The following is a 19,023-nucleotide window of genomic DNA, read 5'->3' as shown; positions in this document are numbered from 1 at the left end:
ATAGGAGTGATATGGTCATGGCAAAAGGCAACGAACAGCCAGGTTCTGGCACAGCGGTAGCGGGCGCAACAGCAACAGGTGCAGCGACACAGACGGAAAGCTCGCTTTTCCAAACGTATGCGCGTTATCCAATCAGTCTGGTCAAAGGTAAAGGCAGCTGGTTATGGGATGATCAGGGCAACCGTTATCTGGATTTCATGTGCGGACTCGCTGTAACCAGCCTGGGCCATGCACCGGAGAAAGTTGGGGCCAAGCTGAAAGCTCAGATTGATGAGCTGTGGCATGTGTCCAACCTGTTCCAGATTCCAGGCCAGGAGAAAGCAGCAGCATTGCTGACAGCCAATACGTGCGCTGATGCAGTATTCTTCTGTAACAGTGGTGCCGAAGCGAACGAAGCCGCTATTAAGGTAGCCCGTCGTTATCACCAGAAGGTGAAAGGCACAGATCGCTATGAAGTGATCACCTTTGCCCAGTCCTTCCATGGACGGACACTCGCTACACTGACAGCAACCGGACAGGATAAGGTGAAAGAAGGATTTTTGCCATTGCCAGCCGGATTTGTAACCGTACCTTTGCATGATATCCCTGCACTTGAAGCGGCAATTGGGCCCAACACGGCAGCGATTATGCTGGAGATGGTTCAGGCCGAGGGTGGGGTATATCCGGTTGAACCGGAATTCGTCAAGCATGTCCGGAAACTGTGTGACGAGCACGGATTGTTACTCATTGTCGATGAAGTGCAGACCGGAATGGGACGTACAGGCAAATTATTCGCACACGAACATTATGGCATTGAGCCAGACGTGTTCACCGTTGCCAAAGGTATCGGTAGTGGATTCCCTGTAGGGGCGATGCTGGGTAAAGGTTTCCTGCGGGATGCGTTCACACCAGGTAGCCATGCGACAACATTTGGCGGAACACCACTTGCTTCATCCGTTGTGATTGCAACGATCGAAACGATGCTGGAAGATCGTTTGCCAGAGCGTGCAGCGGAGATGGGCGAATACCTGATGAGTTCCCTGCGGGATCGTTTGGTGGACAATTCCTTTGTGAAGGAAGTTCGTGGTTTGGGATTGTTAGTTGGTATCGAATGTGCTGAGCCGGTGGGTGATATTGTGCTTGCTGGGCAAAAACGCGGGATCTTGTTCGTCTCTGCAGGACCGAATGTAATTCGTTTGCTTCCGAACCTGTATGTGAGCAAAGAAGAGATTGACGAGGCGGTATCCTTGGTAGGCACATTGATCGAAGAGCACGTAGCGGCGAAAGCCTAACATAAAAATGAGAACCTTTCTGACTCGGGGCCGGTATCGGCCTCGAAGCAGAATGAGATGATGAATCCCTGTAGCCGCGTGGTGAACTTGCAGAAGGTGGACATGCATAAACTTGAGAAGCACCGAGCCAAAGTGTCAACGTTGCTCTCGCTTCTGCCCATGCGGGTGCAGGGAACCGGAAATAAGGAGGACATTATAGATGACAGCACAACAGACGGAAAAGGTTCAGAAGATTGATCTGAGAGGCCGGGATTTTATCGAATTCACGGACTACACGGCAGAGGAGATTCGTTATCTGCTTGATCTCGCAATCGAGATTAAAGGCAAGCAAAAAAGTGGTGTACCTTTTCAACCGTTGAAAGGTAAAACGATCGGCCTTATTTTTGAAAAATCATCCACACGTACACGTGTATCCTTTGAAGTGGGCATGTTCCAATTGGGCGGACACGCGCTCTTCCTGAGCAAAAATGATATCCAACTGGGTCGCGGGGAAACAACACATGATACAGCCAAAGTATTGTCCCGCTACCTGGACGGCATCATGATTCGTACCTTTGGACACCATAATGTAATTGAACTGGCAGAGCATGCGGATGTTCCGGTTATTAACGGCCTGAGCGATGCAGCGCATCCTTGTCAGGTACTGGCCGACTTCCAAACGGTACTGGAGCACAAAGGCAAGCTCGCAGGTCTGAAAATGGCCTACATCGGAGATGGCAACAACATGGCACACTCCCTGATGCTCGGTGCAGCGAAGATGGGTATGCATGTTGCTGTAGCAACGCCAGAAGGCTATGAGCCGGATCGTGCAGTTGTGGAGCAGGCGCGTATTATCGCACAAGAGAGCGGTTCTGAAGTGACTGTAACCTACAGTGCACAAGAAGCAGCGAAAGATGCCGATATCGTGTACACAGATGTATGGGCAAGCATGGGCTTTGAAGAAGAGCAGAAGATTCGGGAGCAGGCATTTGCGGCATATCAAGTGGACGAGGAACTGATGAAAGGCGCAAAGCCGGACTACATGTTCCTGCACTGTCTGCCAGCACACCGCGGCGAAGAAGTGAGCGCGGGTGTAATTGACGGACCGAACTCCCTGATCTTTGATCAGGCGGAGAATCGCTTGCATGCACAGAAGGCATTAATGGCTGCGTTAATGAGCGAATAGAGGCTGTTTGCCTTTATGGGTTGATTTTAGGCTCAGATTTCGCGATGATAGATTCATCTATAATGTACTTTAAAAAGTTAATTAAATAAGAAGCTCGTAGGATTCAGTGTATGAAGGCTCTGTTTAACTTAACTGATCTTGGGGAGGACCATCACACATGGCTAAGGAAAAAATTGTACTCGCGTATTCAGGCGGGTTGGACACATCTGTAATTTTGAAATGGTTGAAAGAAACGTATGATGCAGAGATTATCGCTTTCACAGCGGATATCGGACAAAAGGATGAACTGGATGGCTTGGAGGAAAAAGCACTGGCAACAGGCGCTTCCAAAGTATACATCGACGATCTGCGTGATGAATTCGCCAAAGATTTCATCTATCCGATGTTCCAGGCAGGTGCCCTCTATGAAGGACAATACCTGCTCGGCACAAGTATCGCCCGTCCACTGATCGCTAAACGGATGGTGGATATCGCTCGTGCAGAAGGTGCTACAGCCATCGCTCACGGCGCTACAGGTAAAGGAAATGACCAAGTTCGCTTTGAGTTGAACGCGGCTGCGCTGACACCAGACATTAACGTCATCGCACCTTGGCGTCTGGAAGAATTCCGTAACCAGTTCCCGGGACGTGCCGAGATGATCGCATATGCTGAGAAACATGGTATTCCGGTAACCGCATCTGCGGCTAAACCATACTCAACAGACCGTAACCTGCTACATATCAGCTATGAGAGCGGTGTGCTCGAAGATCCTTGGTTCGATCCAAGTGCGGACGAGAACAAAGACATGTTCTTGCTGAGCAGTGCACCTGAAGATGCACCGGATCAAGCAGAATATGTTGAATTGGAGTTCGAACAAGGCGACTGTGTTGCACTGAACGGTGAGCGCCTGAGCCCACTTCAAGTGATGGAGCAACTGAACGAGCTGGGTGGCAAACATGGTATTGGCCGTGTAGACATGGTTGAGAACCGTTTTGTGGGTATGAAGAGCCGTGGCGTGTACGAAACACCAGGTGGAACCATCTTGTTCACCGCACATCGCAAAATGGAATCCATCACGATGGACCGTGAAGTGATGAACCTGCGTGATAGCCTGATTACACGTTACAGCACACTCGTATACAACGGTTTCTGGTTTGCACCGGAGCGTCTGGCGCTGCAAGCGCTGGTGACTGAAAGCCAGAAGAACGTTACAGGTACGGTTCGTGTGAAACTGTACAAAGGCAACATCATCGGCGCAGGTGTGAAAAGTCCTGTCAGCCTCTACAACCCGGATATCGCAACGATGGAAGCTGATCCAACGCAAGCTTACGATCAAGGGGATGCAACAGGCTTTATCCGCCTGAATGCACTTCGTTTGAAAGTAAACTCCGGCGTAGAGCAAAACAAAAACTAATTTCAACCTGCATCATAGAACTATATCAATATAAATGACAAGGCAGGCCGTTCTTGCACATCTGGCAGGAGCGGCTTTGTCCATGAGCGAAAGGGGAGTACTCACTGTGAGCAAGCTGTGGGGAGGACGTTTTACAAAACAAACCAATCATTTGGTTGAGGAATATACGGCATCGATCAATTTTGACAAAGCTTTGGCTGAGGAAGACATTCAGGGCAGTCTGGCCCATGTAACAATGCTGGGCAAATGCGGCATTCTTCCGGCGGAAGATGTGGAAACAATCAAAGAAGGTCTGATCACCGTTCTGCACAAAATCCGTGCGGGCGAAGTGGAATTCTCCGTATCGGACGAAGATATCCACATGAATATTGAGAAAAACCTGATTGATACGATTGGCCCTGTAGGCGGTAAATTACATACAGGCCGTAGCCGGAACGACCAGGTTGCAACGGATATGCACCTATACCTGCGCGAGCGCGTGGTCGGATTTGTAGGTATGCTGCATTCCTTGCAGGAAGCACTGATTGGACAAGCCAAAGATAACCTCGATACCATCGTACCGGGTTATACGCATCTTCAGCGGGCACAGCCGATTCTGTTCGCCCATCATCTGATGGCGTATGTATCCATGTTCCAACGGGATGCAGAGCGTCTGATGGACAGCTACAAACGTATTAACATCCTGCCACTGGGCGCAGGTGCGCTCGCGGGCACAACATTCCCGATTGACCGTCATTTTGTGGCGGAACAACTGGGCTTCGATGGTGTGTATGAGAACAGTCTGGACGCAGTAAGCGACCGTGACTTTATCGTTGAGTTCCTGGCAGCGGCTTCCCTCATCATGACTCACTTGTCCCGTCTGAGTGAAGAGTTGGTACTGTGGAGCAGCACGGAGTTTGGATTCGTTGAACTGGACGATGCGTTCTGCACAGGCAGCAGCATTATGCCTCAGAAGAAAAACCCGGACGTTCCTGAACTCGTTCGTGGTAAAACAGGACGTGTTTACGGCAACCTGATTGGTTTGCTGACAGTATTGAAATCTCTTCCGCTGGCATACAACAAAGACATGCAGGAAGACAAAGAAGGCATGTTTGATACTGTAGCCACGCTGGAAGGTGCATTGCAACTGTTCGCTCCAATGATCGCAACAATGACAGTGAACAAGGATCGTATGCGTCAAGCGGTCAACCAGGATTTCTCCAACGCTACGGATATTGCCGACTTCCTCGTGGGCGAAGGTTTGCCTTTCCGTCAGGCGCATGAAGTGATTGGCAAAACGGTGCTGTACTGCATCCAGAACAGCAAGTATTTACTGGATCTGACGATTGATGAATTCCGTCAGTTCTCACCACTGTTCGATGACCGGATCTATGATGTGCTGCAACCGGAAGCAGTAGTGAACGCTCGTAATGTGTACGGTGGAACAGCTTCGGGTCAAGTTGCTGAAGCCATTGCACGCAGTGAGAAGGTACTGGAGATCACCGAGCAATGGATTACAAACCGCGGTTAATACCAAGGTTACGATAGGTATCGTACAGATACGACAGTACAATAAAGAAGCAGGCCAGAGAACTTTGTTCTCAACGGCCTGCTTTTTGTGCTTTACAGCAAGGTGATGAAGATCATTCCAACTCCACAGCAACGGAAGGTTGTTATGTCATCGGAATATCGTCTTCATGATCTGCAGTGGTTACTAATGCGCTACTAATCGCGCTTGGGCAAAGGCAACCATTTCAATACATCCTGAATCTTGGCATCCCAGTAGCCCCATTCATGTTCTCCAGGCCCTTCCTCGTACGTCAACTCGAAGTTGGTTTGTTCACAGGCTTTACGGAACGTTTGATTATCCTCATACAGGAAATCTTCCGTTCCGCAACATTGATAGAGCAAAGGTCGTGGGCTTTCGCCAGATTGATTTTCTTTTAACAGATGGATCAGATCGTTCTCTGTACCTGTCACATCGGGTCCGAAAATCCGCTGTAACTCCGTCTGCTGTAATGCTGAGGATGTGTTTCTATCCATATGTGCAGACATATCGAGTGCTCCGGACAAACTTGCAGCTGCCGCGTATTGGTCCGGTTTGCGAAGGGCCAGCTTAAATGCACCATATCCACCCATGGATAAACCGGCGACATAGTTATCCTCGCGTTGATGCGACAAGGGGAAGAAAGAGCGAGCGAGTGTTGGCAGTTCCTCACTGATAAACGTCCAGTACTTTCCACCTTCCACCATATCCGTATAGAAACTGCGATGTACCTGTGGCATAACAACAGCGATACCAAGGTTGGCTACATAACGTTCGATGGATGTGCGGCGGAGCCAGATGGAATCATCATCAGACAGACCGTGTAACAGGTAAAGGGTTGGGTGCAGTCCTTTGCCGGTCACATTCTCCATACCGATCTGATTGTGGGTTTGTTGCGGCAGAATGACATGCATGCTGGTGCTCAATCCAAGTGTATCCGAGTAAAAATCACATTTAATAAGTGCCATGAGTAAAAGAAACCCCTTTCATAAGTTCGTTGATTGAGTGTCCTGACTAGAAAAGAGATGGGATCTGGGTGCCTAATAAATCTTAAGTGTCTATATTTAACAGGTTATACGCAATGCCCATCCAATGCAATAACAAGATATACAATAGAAAAATAAAGATGTGCACACCGTTGATTCAAAAAAATATGGAAGATGATTGTCAATTCTCAACGCAGTTTACAACGTAACAATGTTATGTTACACTGTTTTCATTAAGAGGGGTGAGTGCATATGACGGATGATTTGATCTCCAAAAAAGAATTGCTGGACCTGACAGGAATCTCATACGGCCAGCTATACCGATGGAAACGGAAAAATCTCATTCCGGAAGAATGGTTCATTCGGAAGTCGTCCTATACCGGACAAGAGACCTTTTTTCCCAAACAGCAGATATTACTTCGCATTGACAAGATACTCAATATGAAAGACGGATTGTCGCTGGATGAGCTGGCAGACGTGTTCTCGCCTACGTTGGGTGACGTGGAGATGTCAGCACAACAGCTGTTAGAGCGAAACATTGTTTCACAAACATCGCTGGATCTGTTAAAAGAGGCAGGTCGGGAACAACCGCTGTATGCTTTGGAGCAGATTATGATGCTCTACGTCCTTGATAAGTTGTTAATGAGCGGAGACATTACAAGGCAAGAGGGTGCATTGCTCATTGATGTGATGTCCGAACATTATTATCGTTTCACAGGCAAACCGAGCGAACTCGTGCTTATTCGTAAGATGGGTGTTCCATCGTTCATGCTGGTGACAGCAGGAATGGAGTTTTATTTTGACAATGGAGTGAAGGTGGTTCTTAGGCAGTCCATGGGAACATTTATGGAAGAATTAAAACTCAAATTGGGATAGGAGAGGATCATCTATGGTAGAACGAAATAAGCGGAATGATCTGAATGTGGCGGGCATGAGTCAAACGGCAGGCGGGGAGTTTCACCGTGTATCTATTGATGGCATGGCTAAGGTGAACGGCAACCTGGACTGCACCTCTATGGAAGTGAATGGAACATTGAAGATGCACGGCGCTTTGAGCGCCGAGAGTGCAACGATTAACGGCATGTGCACGTTGAACGGCCCTTTGACCAGTTCTCGTGTTCGTGTGGATGGCATGACCACGATTAACGGAGATCTCCATAGCCCAGAGATTGAAGTGAACGGGAAGTGTACCGTACGCGGAAGAGTGGATGGGGAACGCATTGATATTGGCGGTGTAATTGATGTAGAAGGCGATGTCCAGTGTGAGTCCCTGAATGTACAGGGCAATATTAAGATCAGTGGTTTTCTGAATGCGGGAACAGTAGAGATCAGGCTGCATACCTCTTCTTCGGCTAAAGAGATTGGCGGAGAGCGTATCGATATTCGGCGCAAGGAACAACAGAATGGATTTTGGAAAAGTATTGGCCTGGGCGGGACCCCGTCATTTAAAACATCCTTAATTGAGGGCGATGAGATTGTGCTGGAAGATACCGAAGCTGATATTGTACGGGGAAGCAACATTCATATCGGTCGTGGCTGTAACATCAGGCTGGTCGAGTACTCAGGGGAACTTGAGGTAGATCAGGATGCCAAGGTGGGCAGCACTCAGCGAATTTAAAGTTTGGATACGGAAAGAAAGGGATGGGATCGACATGAATAACAATCCTGGGCGTTCAATGGAGAAAAAAATGGATATCAGCATCGTTGGTGATGGCAGTTCTGCTGGGGGTGTGTACGGCAAGGTCAAGGTGGTAGGGGATGCGTCCTTCAACGACAATCTATCTTGTGATCGTTTCAAATGTACGGGTACATCGGTCATATACGGATCGCTTGAAGCCACAGAGATTAAAATTACAGGAACGCTTACTCTGACAGAGCGATCGGCCAGCAACGGTGGTGAGGATGGCATCAAGGCTTCTGGCCTGCATGTCAAAGCTGAGCATATCAAAGTGGTTGGTGAGCTTCATCTGTCAGGGGATTGTCAGGCGGAAAATATCAAGCTGAACGGGCGATTGACGATAGCGGGGATGCTTAGTGCTGAAAATATGACACTCAAAATCATGGGTCCATCCGAGGTCAAGGAAATGGGTGGTTCCTTCATATCGGTGAAGAGCGGCCGGCTGAATGACTTGTTTACTGGGAATAAGTCCATTCTTAAGGCACAGATTATCGAAGGTGACGATATTGAATTAGAGAATACGGAGGCCGAGATTGTTCGTGGTGATAAAATAAAAATTGGTCCTGGCTGCCGGATTGGCTCCGTGGAATACCGTTCATCTCTGCAAATTCATCCGCAATCGGAAGTTTTGCTGCAAAGCAATCGGTCCTTGGACTGATTAACGAAAACTTCTTTTCGGATATACTATTGCAGTCATATGAATAGAGCGTGAATGGAGAGATTGAGTACAATGGTTGCACGTAAAAACAGTATTGGATTAGTGCTGGCAGGCTTATTGCTCAGCATACTAATGGCTTCGATGGATAATACCATCGTGGCAACAGCTATGGGGGATATTGTCGGGAAGCTGGGTGGGCTCGACAAGTTCGTCTGGGTGACTTCCGCGTATATGGTGGCTGAGATGGCGGGAATGCCAATCTTCGGTAAGTTATCCGACATGTATGGACGGAAGAAGTTTTTTGTCTTTGGTATTATTGTGTTTATGCTTGGCTCAGCACTGTGCGGAACGGCAACGTCTATTGTGGAATTGACGATGTACAGAGCCATTCAAGGGATCGGTGCAGGTGCCCTGGTTCCGATTGCTTTTACAATCATGTTTGATGTCGTTGCACCAGAATCTCGTGGTAAATTGGGTGGATTGTTTGGAGCGGTCTTCGGTCTGTCCAGCGTCTTTGGACCATTGCTTGGTGCTTATATTACCCAATATGCGACTTGGGAATGGGTATTCTATATCAACCTGCCGCTAGGCTTGATTGCATTTGTGTTTATTGCCTTCTTCTACAAGGAGTCTCATCAGCATCAATCCCAACAGATCGACTGGCTGGGTGCTGTAACGCTGATTGGCGCTGTCGTGTGCCTGATCTTTGGTCTGGAACTGGGTGGCAAAACGTTTGCCTGGGATTCATGGCAGATTCTTGGCTTGTTTGCCGGATTTGTAGCACTTGCAATTCTTTTCCTGTTTGCAGAAACAAAAGCCAAGGAACCCATCATCTCCTTTGGCATGTTCCGCAACCGGGTCTACTGGTCCAGTAACGTTATTGGGATGTTCAGCGGTGCCGCCTTCATTACAGCATCCGTGTATATTCCGATTTTCATACAGGGGGTACTTGGTGGCAAAGCAACCAACTCCGGTCTCGTACTATTGCCAATGATGCTCGGGTCCGTTGTGACAGCATCCCTGGGCGGGGTGCTGATGACCAAAATCAAGTATCGCAATATCATGATTCCTACGTTGGCCTTACTTGTCATTGGACTTGGATTGCTGACTACACTGGATGAGGGTTCTTCCCTCTGGACGATACGTATCTACATGGTGATGGTTGGTCTGGGTGTTGGTGCCTCGTTCTCGGTACTCAGCAATGCAGCCATGAACGCGTTTGAACCGCAAAGACGCGGTGCGGCGAGCTCCACGCTTAACTTTTTGCGGTCCCTTGGCATGACGATGGGCATTACGATTTTTGGTATCGTACAGAGCCAGGTATTTACGCGTAAAATGAACGATGCTCTCGCTGGTTCAGCTGGGGAAGCAGCAGGTGGTGCTTCAACGGGTAGTGTGCCGCAGGGAGTGGATCTGACCGATCCACATGCGTTGCTCTCACCAGAACTCAGACAGGCGATTCCGCCTCAGGTGTTGGATACCATCACACATGCCCTGTCTTCTTCCATTGTGCAGTTATTTGCCTGGGCTGTGATTCCGGCTGCGCTGGCATTGGTCGCTTCCTTCTTCATGGGAAAAGAGAAGATGGTCGTAGGCGAAGAGCAAGGTGAATATACAGGCGGTCATTAAACTGTTTGTAATAAACATTAATTTACGGTATTCCAGCTGATCTAGCCTATTAAAAAATGGGAAGACACACTATTCACGTATCCTCAAAAGGGACGGGAAGTGTGTCTTTTTGTATTCGTATGATCAGCTTATCCATGAATATGAATTATGGAAATGCTTCGAAAATAGAGCCTAAGGCTGTTTCGTATCGCTAATCCCGTCCTCGACAACAGAGGGTTCTTGTGGATCAGGCAGGCTGCTATGACCGGAGCGGGCAATCAGACGATTCTGAGCTTTGTACGTGTCCCGTGTAATGGTTTTGGATTCGACCACTTTGCCGTCTAACCGCTTGGTTCTTACTGTCTCCACAATATATCCAGGCTGTCCGTCTTGCAGCACCTGCTGGGCACCATCAGGCAGTACCGCACTCGACACATACTTCACCGGAACACTTAATGTTTCAATGGTACGGGATTCAAGTGTATAGCTGACGTTCTCCGGGAATGTGCCGAAAAATTTCACCATCAATTGATGGTTCTTCACCTCTGCATGAATGAGTAAGGATTTTCCGGTATTATTCTTGAAGCGAAAGTTGATGGCTCCCGAGGCAAAGGTGGCATCCAGCCCTTTCGGCAAATATTTGACCGGCAGGGAGTGGTTGCGACGCTCGATAATATCAAGACCCGTCAATAGCGCTGCGTTATACACCGTACTGGATACCTGGCAGATTCCACCCCCAATCCCGGGGGTTAATCTTCCGTTCACAATGACCGGGGCCTCACGAAACCCATATTCTTTCTCCGCTTTACGGATGATCTTCTCATAATCGAATGTGGCATCCGGTGGCAAAATCATGCCGTTAATCGCTTCCGCCGCTGCGCTGACATTATGTATCCGGCCTTCAGTACTATTGCCCAGACCCGTGGAGAACTGGATGATCTTCCGATCAATACCTTCCTGGCGCAGCGAATCAAGGGTTATTTCAGGCTTCAGCGTATACAGGGGTATCTGGATCAGCAATGGGGCGGGTTTCTCATTCGGGCTCAGTACACTGAAGTCCCTGTTCAGCTTTGTCTGAATGAGATTTGCGAGTGTATCCCAATCAATCCGTCGGACGCCCTTTTCCGGGATATACTGGACTTTGTCACTTGGGGTAATGCGGCGAACAGCGTCCGCGGGTGTACCAAAGGTTTCTTTTTCCCAGGCAGGGCTGAGATGTTCTTGAAGTGGCCGTGAATCGTAGCTCATATCGAGAGAGAACTCTTTCGGAAAATGATAACGTGCATAAGCGCGTTCCCACAGATTACCTTCCTCCAGCTGCTGTAATGCGGACTCAAAACGGTTAACGTTGTAACTCACTCCTGCTTGAGCTGTGGTATACGTCATGGTCTGGGGATCAGGTTCAGTCACTTCAAAGGTGACAGGCCAGTCCTCCAGCTTTTGGATCTGTTCATGCACTTCATGTAACAGGTTCTTGCGATTCTTTCCTTCCACCAGCATGCCACCAACATGGACATCTTTGGGCATGGCAGGTTGATTCACGTACATATACAGCAATCCATAAGACGCGGAGCCGATCAAGAGGATGGAGAATAGAACAATGACCGTCACATGTATTTTTTTCATAACCGTACGCTCCTTTATACTTCTGTTGTTCCGCACTTTGTAACACTTTCTATATATATGATCCAATGCAGGAAAACTTTCGGGTACTCAATAGGTAACAAATTTGTTACAATAAACTTCATATGAATCCATGCTTCACCAATGAAATAGGGATGAAGTGGATTTTTCCTGATGAAATTCAGGTCTTTTTAAAGGAAATGCCGGGATTGTGTCGAAATGATAATGGCTAACTATGTGAGCAGGAAGTGATGATGTGATAGAAATGCAGGACGTGTGGAAGACCTATGCCAATGGTACCCACGCATTACAAGGGGTGTCGGTGAAGATCGACCGCAATGAATTTGTCTATATCGTTGGTCCGTCCGGCGCAGGCAAATCGACATTTATGAAATTGATGTACAGAGAAGAAGTTCCGACCAAAGGACAAATATCCATTAACGGATTTAATATTGGTAAGTTGAAGCCAAGAAAGATTCCTTATGTACGCCGTAACATCGGCGTTGTGTTCCAGGATTTTCGTCTGCTGCCACGGATGACAGCATTTGAGAATGTGGCATTTGCCATGGAAGTTATTGAAGCACCGAAGCGTCATATCAAGAAACGGGTGATGGAAGTACTCGACTTGGTGGGACTGCGCAGCAAGGCCAATCGTGAACCTTCACAGCTCTCGGGCGGGGAACAGCAACGTATTGCCATTGCACGGGCGATCGTCAATAACCCATCGGTTATTATCGCGGATGAGCCTACAGGTAACCTCGATCCGGAGACGTCATGGGGCATTATGCAACTGCTGGATGAGATTAATTTCCGGGGGACAACCATTGTTATGGCAACCCACAATAAAGATATCGTGAATACGATGCGTAAACGGGTCATCGCGATTGAACGTGGGCAGATTGTACGGGATCAGATGAGAGGGGAATACGGTTATGAATTTTAGTACTCTCTTGCGCCATCTGCGGGAGGGATTCAAAAACGTATTCCGCAACGGCTGGATGTCTGTGGCCTCCATCATGTCCATCATTGTGTCGCTGTTGATTCTGGGTGTGTTTATGCTACTGGTGCTTAATGTGAACTCCATGGCGAATCAGGTTGATAGTCAGGTGGAGATCAGCACGTTCCTCGAACTGAATGTGGACGAGAACCTGCGTAACACATTGGAGCAAGAAATCAGCGCGATGCCTGAAGTAAGTGAGATTCGTTTTGTTTCCAAGGAAGAAGGACTCAAGGAGTTCCGTGAGCGTCTTGGAGAGAGTGCAGATAACGTGCTTAGCGGTTTCGATGTGGACAACAACCCACTGCCGGAGACCATTGAAGTTGAGGTCATTGAACCGGAAACCGTCACTTTTGTGGCGCAAAAAATCGAAGCTTTGAACGAAAAACACCCGGAGAAGCCGATCATGAAAGTGAACTATGGCAAGGAAACGGTGGAAGTGTTGTTCAAATTTACGAAACTTGTTCGTAACATCGGATTTATTTTTGTTGGGGGACTGGGTCTCATGTCCATGTTCCTGATCTCAAATACGATTCGCGTAACGATTCTGGCACGTCGCCGGGAGATCGGTATTATGAAGTTGGTCGGAGCAACCAACACCTTTATTCGTTGGCCTTTCTTTATTGAAGGTGCACTCATTGGATTTATTGGCTCGGTCATTACGGTTGGGGTGCTGTTTGTTGGATATAGCCAGTTGATGGCCACGATTGGTCAGGATGTCTTCATGCAGATGCTTAACTTGATTCCGCTCAGCGAAATCTGGCTGCTGTTTGGGACATTGTTGATCGGACTGGGTGTGCTGGTAGGTATTTTGGGAAGTACACTGTCCATTCGGAAATCACTCAACGTTTAAATGTTGTTTTCAACGATCGAATTGCAGAATATGTCGAAAAGAATGACAAAGCAGGTTCATTAATGGACACTGTTTGACGATATGTAGGGAAGACGGAGTCTTTTAAGATTGAAGAAAGCAAAGAACATGCTGTTCACCACCTGTGCAGGTTGCTTTCTTGTGAAATCATAGGATGGGGGATCATCATTTTGAAAAAAACTGCTTCGCTGCTGGCCTTTACGTTATTGGCCAGTTTGACGCTTCAACCTTCTGACGGATATGCCAAGAGCAGCATCAGCGATATTGACCAACAGATTCAGCAACTGGAGAGCAAGGCTGCTTCTGCCAAGCAGGAGCAAAAAAAGGCGGCTTCCAACAAAAAGGAAGCGCAGCATTACAAGAACAAAACCAACGCTTATCTGAAGGTTGTTATGGAACAGATCAATGTCGTTAGTGATGAACTGGCCAGTGTATCTTTGCAGATCGAGAACACGGAGGAGGATCTCCGTACAACGAAAAAAGATCTGCAAGCGGCAGAAGAACGCATTGTTGCAAGGGAGAAACTTTTGGAGTCACGTGTACGCCTGATGTACACGGACGGTGCTGTGTCCTATCTGGATGTATTGTTGTCCTCTACCAGCTTCACTGACTTTCTGACTCGTGCGGATTCCCTCAAAACGATTGTGGATCAGGATCAGCATCTGCTGGATGAGCACAAAGCGGACAAGCAACTTGTCGTGGACAAAAAGGCAGAATTGGATGTGCAATATGCGGAAGCCAAGAGTCTGTATGCACAGAAGAAACAGCGTAAATCCCAATTGAATGAAAAAGAAGCGGAAAAGCAAGTGCTTCTCGCTTCATATGATGCTAAAATCGAAGAGTCAGAAGAGTTGACACAAGAGCAGGAAGACGTACTGATGCAGATTGCCAGCAAACGATCGGCACTTCTTCAAGAGAAAAATAAATTACGTGAACAGCAGGCGGCAGCCGCAGCCAAAGCTAAAGCCGCAGCAGCTGCCCGTGCGAAAGCAGCAGCCAAGACACCAACCAGAGTCAGCTCGGATAGCAGCAGTGAGGTCACGTATTCATCCGGTAATGGTATCTTCTCAAGACCGGTATCTGGAGGACGTATTTCTTCTGGATTCGGTCCCCGTACTCACCCAATTACGGGTGTAGTGGGTAAAATGCATGCCGGTGTCGATTTTGCTGTTCCTCAGGGAACTTCAGTTCACGCTGCTTCAGGCGGAATCGTGATCATGGCTGAATGGTATAGCGGTTATGGTTATACGGTTATTGTGGATCATGGCGGTGGATTATGGACGTTATATGGTCACTTGCGTGAAGGTGGATTCAAAGTCAGCAAGGGAGACACGGTAAGCAAAGGGGATACCATTGCTGAGTCAGGAAATACAGGAAACTCCACGGGACCTCACTTGCACTTTGAAGTACGAGATAACGGTACCGCGGTAAATCCGATGAACTATTTGTAATTATTGCTCTATAGACCGAATGGAAAAAACATATTCCGTACAAGCTAGACATATACTAAGCTGGCATGTTCAGGGAGTGGAATCTGGCAACAATGGATTCTGACACGCTTCAAAACGAAAGGCGGTGACAAACGGATGATGAAGAAAAGATCGGCGCTACTGCTTGTCATTGTGGGTCTGCTTGGCGGTAGTTTGCTAACCCTGGTATTAATGACTTACCCGGGAATAGGGAGCCAGACCACAGCGGGCGAAGGTTTGCTGGCCAGTGTAACCGGCAATACGCAGCAGAAGAACGACTTGAAGAAGATTGAAACCGCGATGGATTTAATCTCAAGCAACTACTATAAAGACGTGGATCAGACCAAATTGATTGACGGTGCGATCAACGGCATGATGGAATCCCTTGGTGATCCGTACTCCAACTATATGGGGCAGGAAACGGCTGCTCAGTTTGAAGAGTCGATCGAAGGTTCATTTACCGGTATTGGCGCAGAGGTATCCTCCCAGGATGGAAACGTCGTTGTTGTTTCCCCAATCAAAGGATCACCTGCCGAGAAAGCGGGTATTCGTGCTAAAGACATGATTATGTCTGTTAACGGAGAATCGCTGCAAGGTTTGGAACTGAACAAGGCTGTTAACAAAATCAGAGGTCCTAAAGGCAGTGAAGCAAAGGTACAAGTGAAACGTGCTGGATCTTCTGAACTGATTGAATTTGTTATTGTGCGGGATGATATTGATCTGGAGACCGTATATGCTCACATGGAGGAAGGCGGCATTGGCGTTATTGCCATTACTCAATTCTCTTTGAACACAGGCGATCGCTTCAAGGAAGAGTTGGCGAAGCTTGAGAAGCAGAATATGAAAGGTCTCGTCATCGACGTACGGAATGACCCGGGCGGTGTCCTGCAAGTTGTTATTGATATTGCGGAACAATTCGTTCCTAAAGGCAAGGTTATTGTGCAAGTTGAAGACAAGAATGGCAAAAAGGAACAAAGCAAATCCAATGGATCAGCCAAAGCTTATCCAGTCACAGTCCTGATGAACAAAGGCAGTGCGAGTGCGTCGGAGATTCTGGCCGGTGCATTGCAACAGTCAGCAGGTGCGAAGTTGATTGGTGAGAATTCCTTTGGTAAAGGAACCGTACAGACGAGTTATGACAAACAGATGGGTGACGGCAGCTTGCTGAAGATCACCATTGCCAAGTGGCTCACTCCAAACGGGGACTGGATTCATGAAAAAGGAATCAAACCGGATATTGCGGTAGACCAACCGGATTATTTTTCGGTGGCACCGATTAACAAAGAGAAGTTACCACTTAAATATGACAGCAATAGCACGGATGTGAAAAGTGCGCAGACGATGCTGAGAGGACTCGATTTCAAACCGGATCGTGTGGACGGATACTACGACCAGAAGACAGAAGAAGCGGTCAAGGCATTCCAGAAGCAAAAAGGCATTCAGGCTACAGGCCAGATTGACGAGAAAACCGCTGAATCACTGGAAGCGGCTCTGATTGAACGTATTGCCAATCCTCAATATGATGCACAGCTGAAACGCGCGATCGAAAATGTCTCAAAGGATATTTCGTCCGCTGTGTCGAAGCCATAAAGAAGGCTGATTTTCAGCCTTCTTTTTTTCTGAACCGGCTGAAAGAGAGGGGTGAAGAGCCACAATGGAATGGGTATGGCCGTGGTTGACTACATTAGGCGAAGCATTGTTGCAGTTGTTTATTCAGCCGTTTTATTATATTGCGGTGATCCTGATTGCGCTCATTTATCATCGTCAGTTACTGCAGGAGCGTAAATTGTTCCATGTTCGTTTGCAAAGCTCAATAACACAGACGATTCGTGCCGTGCTCGGAGGCATACTCATTGGTACCATCGTCTCGATTGTCTCCCTATTCCTCGGTGCACATCTTACACTGGGAAGCCTGATATGCATATGGGCTGCAACGTTAATTCTATCCTTGTTTCGTATCCGGTATCTGTGTTTTGCCTACGCAGCCGGGTTACTGGGCGTGCTGCAATTTGGTTTGAATCTGGCTTCAGGCTGGCAACCATCGGGCTGGATCGGGAGTATAACGGAGACGCTACGTGCTCTGGACATGCCTGCCCTGCTTGTCTTGGCGGCCCTTCTACATATGGGTGAGGCCCTGTTGGTACGCATGCAGGGGGTATCGATGGCATCACCGCTTCTCTTCGAGGGAAAACGCGGGAAACTGGTTGGTGGATATCAACTGCAACAGTACTGGGCCATTCCCTTACTGGTTCTTGTGCCGGTCACAGGAGGTGGCGCGGAGCTGGCATGGAATCCACTCATGAATGCAGGTCAGAGTTATATGCTGTTTGCATTGCCCATCATGCTCGGATTTGGTGAAATAACGCAGAGTATGCTGCCAGGACGGAAAGTACAGATCTCGTCCAAACGGTTGATGTTATATGGGACAACCTTGCTGGTATTCAGTTTGCTTGCTGCATGGTGGTCTCCAATCATGGTGGTTGCTGCGCTGATTGCATTTGTTGGGCATGAGTTTCTGGTATGGTACAGCGCGTTTGAAGAGCAAAACCGCAGTCCGGTATTTGTCCATCCGCAGCATGGGTTAAAAGTATTGGCTGTTATTCCGGAGAGTCCTGCTGCAGATTTGGGGATTGAAGCAGGAGAGACATTATACAAGGTGAATGGTAAGCTGGTTCATTCGCCGGAAGAGTTGCATCGCGCTTTGCGGATGAACCCGGCTTTTTGCAAGCTTGAAGTACGCAATCATCAGGGGGAAAGCAAGTTCATGCAACGAGCGATATACGAAGGGGAGCATCATCAGCTTGGAGTCATTATGGCACCGGACAATCACGAGGTCTGGGCGATTCGGTTACGTCCACTGACGCTGTTCCATATCATCAACCTCAAATTGCTTGCCCGCTTGAAAAAACCACAAAGGGACGAAGCCCCATTGGCGTTACCGCCAGCCCCTGTGGCCAGTGATAAAGGGTCCGTGGAGATGTAACTAAACATACGTGATGAAGTATGTTGCATAAACACAACAATGAAAAAGGTATTTCCAAGTGCCGTCACAGGCAATGGAAATACCTTTTTGTTATTTTTTCAACATAAAAATGGCGATTTGGGTCCGATCACGCAAGTTTAGCTTGCCAAGAATATCCGTGACGTAGTTTTTGACTGTGCCTTCACTGAGGAACAGTTTGGCGGCAATTTCCTTATTGGATAATCCCTCCGATATGGCCTCGGCAACCGCCAGCTCCATACGAGTTAGTCCGTAGGATTCGATTGAATGCTGTGTCTGGGGAACAGCAGCAGGACGAAGAAGACCTGCCAATTTGCGGGCAATATCCGGATGAATTAACATATCACCGTTATGTACGGTCTTGATGCCTTGAATAATCCGTTCAGGCGGCACATTTTTAAGCAAATAACCGCTTGCTCCATTCTGTAATGCCTGAATGATATACTCATCGTCGTCAAACGTCGTCAGCATGAGCACCTGAATTTCAGGAAAACGTGCCTTGATCAGCCCAGTACCTTCGACACCGTCACATTCCGGCATCCGAATATCCATCAACACAACGTCCACAGGCGTTCCTGCTTCAAGCAGTTCCAAAGCTTCCTGTCCATTTGAGGCTGTGCCTGTAACGCTAATGCCGGAGCCCAGTCCGAGCAGAACTTTAAGACTTTCGCGAATGAAGTAGTCATCGTCCGCGATAATCAGCCGAATAAGTGGGGGCTGGGCTGAATCATGCTTGTTGTTCACATCATTCAATTCGGACATGAGCACATTCACTTCC

General features: G+C 48.0%; 16 protein-coding genes. 13 read left to right on the top strand and 3 right to left on the bottom strand.

All coding sequences use genetic code 11. The annotated features are described in order from the left end of the window. Nucleotides 1-17: 17 nt before the first annotated feature. From ACE3K2_RS23305 to argH, 4 genes are all read left to right on the top strand, one after another. The gene (locus ACE3K2_RS23305; RefSeq protein WP_421895660.1) at nt 18-1,271 is read left to right on the top strand and encodes an aspartate aminotransferase family protein; all 1,254 of its coding nucleotides are present in this window, start codon (nt 18-20) and stop codon (nt 1,269-1,271) included. Between the two features lie 199 nt (nt 1,272-1,470). After that, nucleotides 1,471-2,436, top strand: a complete 966-nt coding sequence (gene argF, locus ACE3K2_RS23300; RefSeq protein ID WP_421895657.1) for an ornithine carbamoyltransferase — start codon at nt 1,471-1,473, stop codon at nt 2,434-2,436. Nucleotides 2,437-2,593: 157 nt separating this feature from the next. Next, nucleotides 2,594-3,829, top strand: a complete 1,236-nt coding sequence (locus ACE3K2_RS23295; protein ID WP_017692004.1) for an argininosuccinate synthase — start codon at nt 2,594-2,596, stop codon at nt 3,827-3,829. 106 nt (nt 3,830-3,935) lie between these two features. Beyond that, nucleotides 3,936-5,339, top strand: a complete 1,404-nt coding sequence (gene argH / locus ACE3K2_RS23290; protein WP_421895716.1) for an argininosuccinate lyase — start codon at nt 3,936-3,938, stop codon at nt 5,337-5,339. A 194-nt stretch (nt 5,340-5,533) separates the two neighbouring features. Here the strand turns inward: argH and ACE3K2_RS23285 are convergent, their stop codons facing one another. Further along, entirely contained in the window at nt 5,534-6,322 is a 789-nt protein-coding gene (locus ACE3K2_RS23285; RefSeq protein ID WP_421895654.1) for an alpha/beta hydrolase, read from the bottom strand. 270 nt (nt 6,323-6,592) lie between these two features. Here ACE3K2_RS23285 and ACE3K2_RS23280 point away from each other — a divergent pair, with 270 nt between their 5' ends. From ACE3K2_RS23280 to ACE3K2_RS23265, 4 genes are all read left to right on the top strand, one after another. Further along, nucleotides 6,593-7,216, top strand: coding sequence for a YhbD family protein (locus ACE3K2_RS23280; protein WP_421895650.1), 624 nt, complete (start codon nt 6,593-6,595; stop codon nt 7,214-7,216). A gap of 13 nt (nt 7,217-7,229) precedes the next feature. Then, complete coding sequence (locus tag ACE3K2_RS23275) at nt 7,230-7,958, top strand: polymer-forming cytoskeletal protein (protein ID WP_421895647.1); 729 nt, start codon at nt 7,230-7,232, stop codon at nt 7,956-7,958. Between the two features lie 34 nt (nt 7,959-7,992). Beyond that, nucleotides 7,993-8,676, top strand: coding sequence for a hypothetical protein (locus ACE3K2_RS23270; protein WP_421895644.1), 684 nt, complete (start codon nt 7,993-7,995; stop codon nt 8,674-8,676). 72 nt (nt 8,677-8,748) lie between these two features. Further along, nucleotides 8,749-10,305: an MDR family MFS transporter gene (locus ACE3K2_RS23265; protein ID WP_421895642.1), complete on the top strand. Its 1,557-nt coding sequence runs from the start codon at nt 8,749-8,751 to the stop codon at nt 10,303-10,305. Between the two features lie 171 nt (nt 10,306-10,476). On the opposite strand, the gene ACE3K2_RS23260 is transcribed toward ACE3K2_RS23265, so the two are convergent. Then, the gene (locus ACE3K2_RS23260) at nt 10,477-11,910 is read right to left on the bottom strand and encodes a VanW family protein (RefSeq protein ID WP_421895639.1); all 1,434 of its coding nucleotides are present in this window, start codon (nt 11,908-11,910) and stop codon (nt 10,477-10,479) included. Between the two features lie 253 nt (nt 11,911-12,163). On the opposite strand from ACE3K2_RS23260, the gene ftsE reads away from it, so the two are divergent. From ftsE to ACE3K2_RS23235, 5 genes are all read left to right on the top strand, one after another. Beyond that, entirely contained in the window at nt 12,164-12,850 is a 687-nt protein-coding gene (ftsE, locus tag ACE3K2_RS23255) for a cell division ATP-binding protein FtsE (RefSeq protein ID WP_024631580.1), read from the top strand. After that, on the top strand, nt 12,840-13,757 hold the full coding sequence (ftsX, locus tag ACE3K2_RS23250; RefSeq protein WP_133386059.1) for a permease-like cell division protein FtsX: 918 nt from the start codon (nt 12,840-12,842) through the stop codon (nt 13,755-13,757). Before ftsE ends, ftsX begins: the two co-directional genes overlap by 11 nt. Before the next feature lie 188 nt (nt 13,758-13,945). Continuing rightward, a complete protein-coding gene (locus tag ACE3K2_RS23245; RefSeq protein ID WP_307415923.1) occupies nt 13,946-15,226 on the top strand; it encodes a murein hydrolase activator EnvC family protein in 1,281 nt (426 codons plus the stop codon). A gap of 135 nt (nt 15,227-15,361) precedes the next feature. Further along, nucleotides 15,362-16,834 carry a S41 family peptidase gene (locus ACE3K2_RS23240; RefSeq protein WP_421895633.1) on the top strand — a complete coding sequence of 491 codons (1,473 nt, stop codon included), beginning with the start codon at nt 15,362-15,364 and terminating at the stop codon, nt 16,832-16,834. A 64-nt stretch (nt 16,835-16,898) separates the two neighbouring features. Continuing rightward, on the top strand, nt 16,899-18,227 hold the full coding sequence (locus tag ACE3K2_RS23235) for a PDZ domain-containing protein (RefSeq protein WP_421895630.1): 1,329 nt from the start codon (nt 16,899-16,901) through the stop codon (nt 18,225-18,227). A gap of 90 nt (nt 18,228-18,317) precedes the next feature. Here ACE3K2_RS23235 and ACE3K2_RS23230 read toward each other — a convergent pair whose 3' ends face one another. Continuing rightward, nucleotides 18,318-19,007 (bottom strand): response regulator transcription factor, encoded by a 690-nt coding sequence (locus ACE3K2_RS23230; protein ID WP_421895627.1) that lies wholly within the window; start codon nt 19,005-19,007, stop codon nt 18,318-18,320. Nucleotides 19,008-19,023: the final 16 nt, after the last annotated feature.

Source organism: Paenibacillus sp. (genome assembly GCF_048976745.1).
In the GTDB taxonomy this organism is placed as follows: domain Bacteria; phylum Bacillota; class Bacilli; order Paenibacillales; family Paenibacillaceae; genus Paenibacillus.
The sequence above is the reverse complement of the archived record's forward strand: the minus strand, read 5'-3'. Positions and strand labels throughout refer to the sequence as shown.